Annotated in this window: 6 protein-coding genes; all 6 read left to right on the top strand. The window is 73.3% G+C overall.

The window, feature by feature from the left end:
* The first annotated feature begins 137 nt into the window (after positions 1 to 137).
* The 6 genes from MED01_RS12105 to MED01_RS12080 all read left to right on the top strand — a co-directional run bounded on the left by MED01_RS12105 (position 138) and on the right by MED01_RS12080 (position 11,178).
* Positions 138 to 1,163 carry a hypothetical protein gene (locus MED01_RS12105; RefSeq protein ID WP_238668611.1) on the top strand — a complete coding sequence of 342 codons (1,026 nt, stop codon included), beginning with the start codon at positions 138 to 140 and terminating at the stop codon, positions 1,161 to 1,163.
* Positions 1,164 to 1,314: 151 nt separating this feature from the next.
* Positions 1,315 to 3,591, top strand: coding sequence for a TOMM precursor leader peptide-binding protein (locus tag MED01_RS12100; RefSeq protein WP_238668610.1), 2,277 nt, complete (start codon positions 1,315 to 1,317; stop codon positions 3,589 to 3,591).
* Between the two features lie 80 nt (positions 3,592 to 3,671).
* The gene (locus MED01_RS36075; protein WP_238668609.1) at positions 3,672 to 5,135 is read left to right on the top strand and encodes a SagB/ThcOx family dehydrogenase; all 1,464 of its coding nucleotides are present in this window, start codon (positions 3,672 to 3,674) and stop codon (positions 5,133 to 5,135) included.
* Positions 5,132 to 5,941 carry an HlyD family efflux transporter periplasmic adaptor subunit gene (locus tag MED01_RS12090; RefSeq protein WP_238643770.1) on the top strand — a complete coding sequence of 270 codons (810 nt, stop codon included), beginning with the start codon at positions 5,132 to 5,134 and terminating at the stop codon, positions 5,939 to 5,941. Before MED01_RS36075 ends, MED01_RS12090 begins: the two co-directional genes overlap by 4 nt.
* Positions 5,938 to 8,121, top strand: coding sequence for an NHLP family bacteriocin export ABC transporter peptidase/permease/ATPase subunit (locus MED01_RS12085; protein WP_238668608.1), 2,184 nt, complete (start codon positions 5,938 to 5,940; stop codon positions 8,119 to 8,121). Before MED01_RS12090 ends, MED01_RS12085 begins: the two co-directional genes overlap by 4 nt.
* A gap of 24 nt (positions 8,122 to 8,145) precedes the next feature.
* Positions 8,146 to 11,178 carry an ATP-binding cassette domain-containing protein gene (locus MED01_RS12080; RefSeq protein ID WP_238668607.1) on the top strand — a complete coding sequence of 1,011 codons (3,033 nt, stop codon included), beginning with the start codon at positions 8,146 to 8,148 and terminating at the stop codon, positions 11,176 to 11,178.
* Positions 11,179 to 11,182: the final 4 nt, after the last annotated feature.

Here is an 11,182-nt window from a genome sequence, read left to right as displayed (position 1 = left end):
GGATGACGTCGTTCGGTGCAAGGTCGACAGGCCGGGCAGCACGAGGCCGCGCCGCCACCGTCGTAGCCCGACAGCCGCTCACATACTCGACTGCGTCGGGCGCGATTCCCGTGCACCGGTGGTGGATGGAGGACGAGATGCTGGGCAGAAGATCCGTCAGGAGCCCGCGTACCCTCGCCGCGCCGGTGCCGGCCATGCCGTTCGCCGCCGCCACGGTGGCGCTGCTCATGCTGACCGGCTGTGGTGGTGAGCCGGTGGACGCTGCCACCCCGGCGCCGCACGGTTCGGCCACTTTCGGTCGGGACCGGGCGGCGCTCGTGCTCACCGCCTTCGACCAGGCCGACTCGGCCGCCTCGGTGGCCGGCGACGTGGAGGCGCTGCGGGCGCAGGAGGTGTCGCCCTCGCTGGACCTCAGCATCGCCGCAGTGCGTCGGGCCGCGTACAACCAGCGTCCGCAACCGTCCTTCCAGCACATCAACCCGGTCTTCGCGGTGCCGCCCGGGGAACCGTCCTGTTTCCTCGCCACGGCGACTCTCCGGTTGACCGGCTCGGAGCTGGCGCCCACCGACGTCAGCCAGTTCGTGCTGGGTGCCGACGGCCAGTGGAAGCTCAGCCACAACGTTCAGGTCACCCAACCGTCGCTGGTGGTCGCCCGGAGCATCGACGGCCGGCCGGCAACCGCGGGCGGCGCCGCCCTGGACGAGACCAGCCGTCGGGCCCTCGCCGCCGAGGTGTTCTCCCGCAGCATCGGGTCCACGACGGGCAACCGGTCCCTCGTCGTGTCGAGCCCGCTGCTCGACGGCCAGTTCGCCGGCGGTTGGGAGGTCTACGGGCAGCAGCTCGCCGGCGTCGGCGGGGCGGTGCAGCGGACGATGGACCGGGCGGAATGGTCCGACTGCGCGGTCGCGGTGCCGACCGGCACGCTCACCTTTCTGACGATCCACGCCACCGACACGCTGCGCCCGGCGCCCGGCGGCCCGGCCACCGTCCGGTTGGAGCCGCAGAGCCCGGATCTGATCGCCACCGGTCACCTCAAGGCGGTCAGCGGAAAGTCGATCCGGGTCACCCGGGTGGAGACCTTCGTGCTGCTCGTGCCGGCACAGAGCGTCGGCACATCGGTGCTGGGGCTCAACGACACCGCGCTGACCGTCACCGCCGGCTGACCCTGCCGCTGAGCGTCCTCGGCGTCGGCGACGGCAGAAACCGGTGGCATCACTCGGATCGGACGCCACCGGACCGCGACGATGACAGCAGCCGTGATCGCCGGCGGGGCCGGCGGTACCGCGGTCCGACCACGAAGCTCGGGAGGAACCCATGTGGCGTCCGCGCTTCCGATCGGACTACGTGCCGGTGCGGCTGCCCGACGGTCCGCTCGTGGTGCTGGGGGAGACCCGCAGCCTGCTCATCGACGACCCGGTCGCCGCGGACCTGGCCGACCAGCTCGACGGTGCCGCCCCGTTGGCCGACGTGGTGGCCCGGCTGGCCACCCGACACCCGGTCGCCGCCGTCGCCGCAGCCCTCGCCCGGCTGCGCGACCACGGCCTTCTGGTGTCCGGTCCGACGCACACCTCGCCAGCCGAGGCCGCCGGCTGGGACGCCCGGGGTGTGCCGCCCGACGCCGGGCGGCGGTGGATGGCCGGGGGAACTGTCACCATCGTGGACCTGGGGGCGCCCCGGGTGGCCGAGACCGCCGACGCGCTGCGCGCCCTCGGGCTCGCCCCGACAGTGGTCGGGCCGGACGCACCGGACCCCGGCCCGGGCACCGCCCAGGTGCTGGTGCTGCCGTCGTCGATGCTCGACCCCCGGCTGGCGTTGCTCAACGACCGCCACCTGGCCGCCGGTCGCGCGTGGACGCTGGCCCGGCCGCACGGCAACGTCGTCTTCCTCGGCCCGCACCTCGTGCCGGGTCGCACCGGCTGCTGGGTCTGCCTGCGCCAACGCTGGCAGGAGAACGAACAGGTGAACGCCTTTCTCGACGGGCAGGACCTGGCCGGTCCGCTGCCGCAGCCCGGTCACGCGGTCCTGCCCGGACTGGCCACCATGGCGGCCGGGCTGCTGGCCGCGGAGCTCGCCGTGCTCGCCGTCCGGGGCGCGTCGCCCCGCCTCACCGGCCGGATGGTCGCCCTGGACACCAGGGACCTGAGCACGGAGAGCCACCAACTGGTACGCCAGCCGCAGTGCCCCGCCTGCGGTGACCCGGACCTCGTCCGCAAGGCCGAACCCCGGATCGACCTGCCACCCAGCGGCACCCAGCCCAGTCGTGGCGGGGACTCCCGCATCCGGGAACCCGCCGAGGCGTACGCCTCGCTCGTTCACCATGTCAGCCGGTATCTGGGCGTGGTGAGTCGGCTGACCCCGCTGGAGGCGACCGACAACGGCGTCACCCACACGTACTCGGCCGGGCACAACTTCGCCCAGCCCCGTCAGGTCGCCGCGCTGCGCCGCAATCTGCGCGGGCAGAGCGGCGGCAAGGGCCGCACCGACCTGCAGGCCCGGATGAGCGCGGTCGGGGAGGCGGTGGAACGCTACTGCGGGGTGTGGCGCGGCGATCGCCCTGTCCACCGGGCGACCTACCGGCAGCTCGGTCCGGACCGCGCGGTACACCTGCGGGAGCTGCTGCTGTTCTCGGAACGCCAGTACGCCGACCGGGACCGGCTCAACCGCGACCTGGGCCACCTGCACCGCATTCCCCGCCCGCTGCCCGACGACGTGGAGCTGGACTGGACCACGGGTTGGTCGCTGACCCGGCAGACATCGCGCGAGCTGCCCGCCGCGCACTGCTGGTACGGGCATCCGGAGCTGACCGGGCTGGGGGTGTGTTCGGCCGACTCGAACGGCTGCGCGGCCGGCGGCAACCTGTCCGAGGCGATCCTGCAGGGCTTCTGCGAACTGGTGGAGCGCGACAGCGTGGCCCTGTGGTGGTACCACCGATCCCGGATGCCCGGGGTGGACCTCGCCTCGTTCGGCGAGCCGTGGACGGCCGCCTGCGTCGACCATCACGCCACCGCGCTGGGCCGTGAACTGTGGGCCCTCGACCTGACCGCCGACCTGGGTGTGCCCACGTTCGCCGCGGTGTCCCGGCGGGTCGACCGGGGGCCGGAGGACGTCCTGGTCGGTTTCGGCGCGCACCTGGACGCGCGGGTCGCGCTGACCCGGGCGCTCACCGAGGTGAACCAGTTCCTGCCCGCCGTCGCCGGTCCCACCTCCGCCGGCAACCGGTACGGGGTCGACGATCCGGACACGGCGCGCTGGTTCGGCACCGTGCGGGTGGCCGCCCAGCCCTGGCTGACCCCGGATCCCACCCGGCCGCAGCGCACCGCCACTGACCACCCGCCACTGACCACCGGCGACGTCGGGGACGACGTGCGCCGTTGCGTACACCGGGCGGAGCGGGCCGGCCTGGAGGTGATCGTCGTCGACCAGTCCCGTCCGGATGTCGATCTGGCGGTGGTGAAGGTCGTCGTGCCGGGCCTGCGGCACTTCTGGCGCCGGCTCGGTCCCGGCCGACTGTGGGACGTGCCGGCCCGGCTCGGTCGGGACCCGCTGGCGGTCGACGAGACGTCGGCCAACCCGCTGAACGTCTTCTTCTAGCCGGCGCTCCCGGGGCACCGGGACCGTGGGAAGGATGTGGGGATGACCACCGTGGTGGACCCGGTCGGTCGGCGGTCGTCGTGAGCGGCTCCGTCGGCGGTCCGCCGATTCAGGAGTCGTACCGGCTGCGCCGTGACGCGGAGCTGCGGCTTGGCGAGGACGGCTCGCTGACGCTGCGGCAGACCCGCTTCCAGCTCATCCTGGAGCAACCTGGCATGGGCCGGCGGGCGCTGCTGCTGCGGCTCGCCGCCGACTGGGTCAACGACGTCGAGGTCGGCCGGCTGATCAGCGGCCTGGAGGGGGAGAGCCGGGTGTTGCCCGCGCAGTTGCTGCTGCGCCGGCTGCTCGCCCACTCCTGGCTGGAGCGGCGCGTCCAGGTCGACGATCGGCCGCTGCTCGACCTGGTGCCCACCGGCCTGGGGCGAGGCAGTCTGCCGGAGAGTCGCCTGCACACCCCCGGGGTCCGCTACCGGCTCTCCCGCTTCGCCGCCCTCCAGCACGAACGGGGCATGCTGGTGGCCGCATCACCACTGAGCACCCTCGTTGTCGGCTGCGCCGACGCCGCCCTCGGCGCGGTACTGGCCGCCGCCGCCCCGGGCGTCGGACCCGAGGCGGTGGCCCGCATGCTCGGCGTGCCGCCGGACGTCGCCGGACGGGTGCTCGACGAGCTGGCCACCGCCCGGATCCTGGTCACCGACGCCGAGTTCGAGGCGGAGTGCGACGAGGCGCCGCTGGCCTACTGGTCACCGGAGGAGCTACGGCTGCATCATCGATCCCGGGCCGGGCGACACGCGCTGCCGGTGGGCGGCACCTACCGGATGCGGGGGAGCTTCGCACCGCTTCCGCTGCGCCGCCCGTACGACGGGGGCCGGGCGGTGGACCTGCCACTGCCGGACCTGGCGATGATCGCCAAGGCGGATCCCGCGTTCAGCCAGGTCGTCTCGGACCGGCGCAGCGTGCGCGAACACGACGACGCCGCGCCGCTGCCGCTGGAGCGGCTGGCGGAGTTCCTGCACCGGTCGCAGCACACCAGCGCCGTCGGCGAGGCCGGCGGGCAGGAGATCGGTCACCGGCCCTACCCGGGCGGCGGCGGCGTCTACGAGCTGGAGATCTACCCACTGGTCGCGCGCTGCGTCGGGCTCGACCCCGGGCTCTACCACTACGACGCCGTCGGGCACCGGCTGGAACCGGTCGCCGGCTGGGGACCGGCCGCCGACCGGCTGTTGGCGTACGCCCGGGCGGCCGGCGCTCTGCCTCGGCCGCCGCAGACGGTCCTGGTGGTCACCGCCCGGGTCCAGCGGCTCATGTGGAAGTACGAAGGGATGAGCTACGCCATGATTCTCAAGGACGCGGGTGTGCTGACCCAGCAGATGTATCTCGTCGCCACCGCCATGGGGTTGGCGCCGTGCGCCCTCGGCGCCGGGGACTCGCAGGCCTTCGCCGAGTTGTCCGGGCTCGACCCGCTGGTCGAGCCGAGCGTGGCCGACTTCCTGCTCGGCTCGCGCCGCGCCACCGGTCCGGCCGCAGCGGAGGCCCGGCCATGAAGTTCCGGCGGCAGGCGCTGCGCCAGTTGGAGGCGCCCGAGCAACTGGACCGGGCGGTCCGGCTGACCACGGTGCCGAACTGGCTGGCCACCACCGCGCTGGTCATCGTCGTCGTCGCCGCGGGTGTGTGGTCGGTGCGCACTGTGGTGCCCCGGACCGTCGAGGCCGCCGGAGTGCTGATCCACTCGAACGGGATCTCGGCCCTCGACGCGCTCGACAGCGGCCAGGTCACCAAGGTGTGGGCGTCACCGCACCAGCGGGTGCCGAAGGGAACCCCCCTCTACAGCCTTCGCACGGCCGACGGCAAGGTACGGGTGGAGACCGCGCCGGGTGACGCGTACGTCGTCGCCTGGCTGGTCTCGGAGGGCGAGATCGTCACCCCGGGCACCCACCTGGCCGACCTGGAACGGCTCGACGCCGCAGGGGACGCGTTGCAGGCAGTCGTCTACGCCCCCGCCGTCGCCGCCCCGCTGCTGCAACCCGGCGTGTCCGTCGAGGTGGCCGCCGCTGCCGCGCCGCGCAACGTGTTCGGCACCCTGGCCGGCCAGGTGACCACTGTCGGCGCGTTCCCGGAGACCGAGGCGTCGCTGCGCGCCTTCCTGGGCACCGGGCCGGACGTCCGGCGTCTGCTCGCCCGCGGCAGCGTGGTGCGGGTGACTGTCGCCCTGGAGCCCGACCCTGCCGCCCCGGGCGGCCTGCGCTGGACCAGGTCTCCGCCGCCGTTCCAGCTCAACTCGGCCAGCGAGGTCACCGCCTGGTTCACAGTGGACCGGGAACACCCGATCGACTGGTTGCTGCGGCGATGAGCGCGCCGACGACCGCCGTAGGCGGTGCGCCGGAGCTGCCCAGGATCCGGCGTCGACGGGTCCGTACGCCCACCCTGATCCAGATGGAGGCGGTGGAGTGCGGCGCCGCCGCGCTGGGGATCCTGCTCGCGCACCACGGTCGGCACGTGCCCCTTGAGGAGTTGCGCCGGGTGTGCGGAGTGAGCAGGGACGGCTCCACAGCCGCCACCGTGCTCAAGGGCGCCCGCCGCTACGGCATGGTGGCCAAGGGTTTCCAGATGGACCTGGCGGGCCTGGCCACAGTGGCGCTGCCGGCGGTGCTGTTCTGGCGGTTCGAGCACTTCGTGGTGCTGGAAGGGCTCGGCCGTAAGGTCTTCATCAACGATCCGGCCACCGGTCCCCGTGCGGTGAGCTGGGAGGAGTTCGACGGCGCCTTCACCGGCATCGTGCTCACCATGGAGCCCGGCCCGGAGTTCCGGCCCGGCGGCACCCGCTACCGGTTGGTGCGGGCGCTGGCCGAGCGGTGGCGCGGCCCGGGCTCGGCGATCGCGCAGATGCTGCTGCTCGGCCTGCTGATCGCCGTGGTCGGTCTGACCATTCCGGTGATGGCCAAGGTCTTCGTCGACCGGGTGCTGTTGCAGGAGGATCGGGCCGCGTTCGCCGGCCTGGTGGCGGCGGTGGCGGTGGCCACCGTGCTCACCTTCCTGGCCAGCCTGCTTCAGCAACGCCTGACCGTACGCGCGGAGACGGCGCTCGCCCTCGCCAGCGCCGCCAGGTTCTTCCGACATCTGCTGCGGCTGCCACCGACCTTCTTCGACCAGCGGCAGGCCGCCGACCTCGGCCAGCGGGTCCGCGGCAACGAGGTGGTCGCCGAGGTGCTCACCCGCCGGACGGCCACCACAGTGGTGGACACCGGCCTCGTGCTGGCGTACGGGGCTCTGCTCTGCCATTACGACCTGCTGCTCGGACTGTGCGCGGTGGTCCTCGCCGGGCTGAACGTCAGCGTGCTGCGCTATGTCGCCTCGACCCGATCCACCGCTGTCGCCGGTCTTCAGGCGGACCGCAGCAAGCTGGTGACCACTGTGTACACCACCGTCCAGATGATCGAGACGGTGAAGGCCGGCGGTGAGGAGGAACGCGCGGTGGCCCGGTTCGCGGCGCGCCACGCCACCGTCGCCAGCCGTCAGCAGCGGCTGGGGGTGCCCAGCGCGGTGCTCTCCGTCCTGCCGGTGCTCCTCGCCTCGGTGACCACCGGGGTGCTGCTGTGGTTGGGCAGCCGGCAGGTCGTGGCGGAGGCGATGAGCGTCGGGGTGCTGGTCGGCATGCAGAGCCTGGCCGTCGCGATGAACCGCCCGCTGGGCAACCTGACCGCGCTGGGCTCGCGGTTGCAGGACATGAGCGCCGACCTCAACCGGCTGCGGGACGTGGAGCGGTACCCGTTGCCGTCGGCCCAGCACCGGTCCTCCCGCCCGGTGACGCCGATGGAGGGGCACCTGCGCATCGAGGAGGTCACCTTCGGCTACAACCCGTTGGGCCGTCCACTGCTGGAGAACTTCAGCCTTGACCTGCCACCGGGCGCCCGGGTGGCCCTCGTCGGTCGCTCGGGCAGTGGCAAGTCGACTGTCGGCCGGCTGGTCGCCGGGCTCTACCGTCCCTGGACCGGTCAGGTCACGGTGGACGGGCTCGAGCGGGCCGCAGCCGACGACGGGCTCTGGACGGCCACCGTCGCCATGGTGGACCAGGACCAACGGCTGTTCGAGGGGACGGTCCGGGACAACGTCACCATGTGGGACCTCACGGTCGCCGACGAGGACGTCGCCGGCGCGCTGACCGACGCGTGCCTCTACGACGAGGTCGCGGCCCGTCCGGGTGGCCTCGGCAGCCCGGTGCGGGAGAACGCCCGCAACTTCTCCGGTGGGCAGCGGCAGCGGCTGGAGATCGCCCGGGCGCTCGTGCGCAACCCCCGGGTGTTGGTGCTGGACGAGGCCACCAGCGCGTTGGACGCCGAGACCGAACGTCAGATCGACAGGCACCTGCGGAGGCGTGGGGCCACCTGCCTGATCGTGGCCCACCGCCTGTCCACCGTCCGCGACTGCGACCTGATCGTCGTGCTGGACGGCGGCCGGGAGGTGGAGCGCGGCACCCACGAGCAGCTCGTCGCCCGGGACGGGGCGTACGCGCGCCTGGTCCGGGACCACTGACCACGACGATCCGAGGAGACGCTGATGAGTGGCGCGGTGGAGGATGCCCCGGCCGGCGGCCTGATCGACTTCTGCTCGGACGGCGTACGCCAGGTTTGCCGCCTGGACGGCCCGGCGGCCAGCTGGCTGGTGACCGGAGGCGAGGCCGACCTGTTCGCGGTGCGCCGGGCCGGGATGAGCCCCTCGCGTCGTCACCATGTGGCGCGGCTGCCTGCGGGTGGCCTGGTGCCGACGTCCACCGCGATCGGTGCGTGGCAGTTGATCCTGGTGCCGCTGCCCGGCACGGAGCTGCGCGGGCTGTCCCGGCGTCACCTGTCCCTGCTGGAGCGGCATGTTCGGCTCGGCCGCGTGGCGGACGACGGGGCGTCGCTGCGGGCGCGGACTGCCGCGACGGAGCTGGTCGCGGCGCTCGACCTGGTGCTGGTCACCGTCGCCGACGCGCTGCGCCGCGGGCAGGCGCCCCGGGAGGCGTCCACCCTCCGCGGACGCGAGATCATTTCGCTGGCGCAGGGGAGCGCCCTCACCTCCACCGGCGGCGCGTGGTGGCTGCGCAGCGCCGGTGGACAACTGCGACGCAACGACGGTGGCCCGGCGGAGATGTCGGGGGAGCGGGAGCTGCTGCTGGTCGCCGAGCGGGACTGGGTGGTGGCCGAGTCGCCGTGCGCTGTGGAGAGCCACGGTAGCTGGGACCTGCTGGTCAACGGTCAGCTCCGGTCGGCCGTCGACCAGCATGTGGCCCGGCTGCTGCGGATGGTGGAGACCCGGATCGAGGAGGCTGACGAGGCGTTGCTGAGCGCCGTACAGCGGCGCCGGGAGACCGACGCGGCGGTGCTCGCCGCGGCGGCCCGACGGTCGATCGGGGTGATCGGCGCGGGCGGTGCGGTTCCGGTTCCCGACGGCGAGCCCGGCTTCGACCGGTACGGGCGGGCGGCCTCGGTGGTCCGGGTGGTCACCGAAGGGATGGGCAGCCCGATCAACGAGCCGGCTGACCGCAGCCGCGCGCCGCTGGACGACCGGGCGGCGGTGCACGCGGTGACCCGAGCGTCCAGCCTGTTCCTGCGTGAGGTGCGGCTGCCGGACCGCTGGTGGCGGCGGGACCTGGGGCCACTGGTGGGGTGGCGGGCCGGCGATGATCCGGAGCGCGCCGTCGCGGTGCCGCTGGTGTTCCGTCGAGGCCGCTACCACCACGTCGACCCGGACACCCGGGCGTACGGTCCGATCGACGCGACGGTGGCCGCGACGTTCGCTGCCGAGGCGACCGAGGTGCAGGCGCCGCTGCCGCCGACCGCTCGGATGCGTCACCTGCTGCGGGCCGGGCTGGTCGGTGCGTCCCGCGACGTGCGGGGTCTGCTGTTCGCCGCCACCTGCGTGGCACTGCTGGGCCTGGGCGTGCCGCTGGCCACCGGCGAGGTGCTCGGCCAGCTGGCCCGGCAGGGCGAGGTGAACGGCCTTGGCGGTTTCCTCGCGCTGATGCTCAGCGCCGCGGTGGTCGCGGGTCTGGTGGGGGTGGTGCAGAACCTGCGTCTGCTGCGGTTGGACGGCCGGATGCAGTCCGGCGCGCAGCTGGCGATCTGGGACCGCCTGATGCGGTTGCCGGCCCGGTTCTTCGCCGGTCGCAGCAGCGGGGAGATCGCCAACTCGATGTTGGGGATCTCGTTCGTCGGTGAGGCGCTGAGCGCGTTGCTGCCGCAGCTCGTCTCGGCGGCCGCGACCGTCGCGGTGACCCTCGGCATGCTCCTGGTGGTCGAGCCCGTGCTCGGGCTGTGGGGAGTGGGGATCGTCGTCGTCACCATGTTGACCTTCGGCGCGTTCGCCGGGCTGATCGTCAGTCAGCAACGGGCCGCGCTGCCGGCCGAGCACCGGGCGGCTGCGATGACCAACCAACTGCTCGGCGGCATCATCAAGATCAAACTGGCGGCCGCCGAAACCCGTGCCCACGCGCGCTGGTCGGAGGTCGCCGCGACGGCCCGAGCGGCGCTGCAACGGGTCCGCCAGAGTCAGGCGGGCCTGGTCGCCTTCGGCACCGTGCTGCCGGTCGCCGGCCAACTGGTCCTGTTCGCCGTGCTGATGGGGCCGATGGCCGGCCGGGTCGCGCCGGCCGACTTCTTCATCCTCAACGTCGGTTTCGCGATGCTACTGGGCGCGCTGCTGGTGCTGGTGTCGGCCGGGGTCGAAGTGATCGCGGCGGTGCCCCGGCTGGGCAGCCTGCGGGAGATCCTGCGCGCCGACCCCGAGGCGCGGCCGGACCGGGTGGACCCGGGGGAGCTGCGCGGCGAGATCGCGCTGCACCGGCTCACCTTCGCCTACCAGCCGGACGAGCCGCCGGTGCTCGTCGACATCGACCTGCACGTCCGACCGGGTGAGTTCGTCGCCATCGTCGGACCGAGCGGCTGCGGGAAGTCCACACTGCTCCGGTTGCTGCTCGGCTTTGAACGCCAGCAGCAGGGCGCAGTGCTCTACGACGGCCAGGACCTCTCCGAACTTGACGTACACGCGGTCCGCCGGCAGTGCGGAGTGGTCCTGCAGGATGGCCAGCTCTTCGCTGGCTCGGTACGCGACAACATCTGCGGCGCCGGCAGCTTCCCACTGGACCAGGTCTGGGAGGCGGCGCGGATGGCCGGCCTCGCCGATGACCTGGAGGCGCTGCCGATGGGGATGAGCACGATGGTGCCGTTCGGCGGCGGGACGCTCTCCGTCGGGCAGCGGCAGCGGGTGCTGATCGCCCGCGCGCTGGCCCCGCTGCCCCGGATCATCTTCCTCGACGAGGCGACGAGCGCTCTGGACAACCGGACGCAGGAGGTGGTCAGCCGCAGCACCGCGGCCCTGGCCGCGACCCGGGTGGTCATCGCCCACCGGCTGTCCACGGTGCGTGCGGCGGACACCATCGTGGTCCTTGAGGCAGGGCGGATCGTCCAGCGGGGCAGCTTCGACGAGTTGATGGACGACACCGACGGGCTGTTCCACCGGTTGGCGCGGCGGCAACTGCTCACTGAACCGGAACGGTCCGACACCGTGCCGGAGAGCCGACAGGCGGACGGGCAGCCCGCGACAGGCTGACGAC

The sequence above is a fragment of the Micromonospora alfalfae genome, from assembly GCF_022230925.1.
Taxonomy (GTDB): domain Bacteria; phylum Actinomycetota; class Actinomycetes; order Mycobacteriales; family Micromonosporaceae; genus Micromonospora; species Micromonospora alfalfae.
Note: the sequence above shows the minus strand (reverse complement) of the source record. Positions and strands in the feature narration are given on the sequence as shown.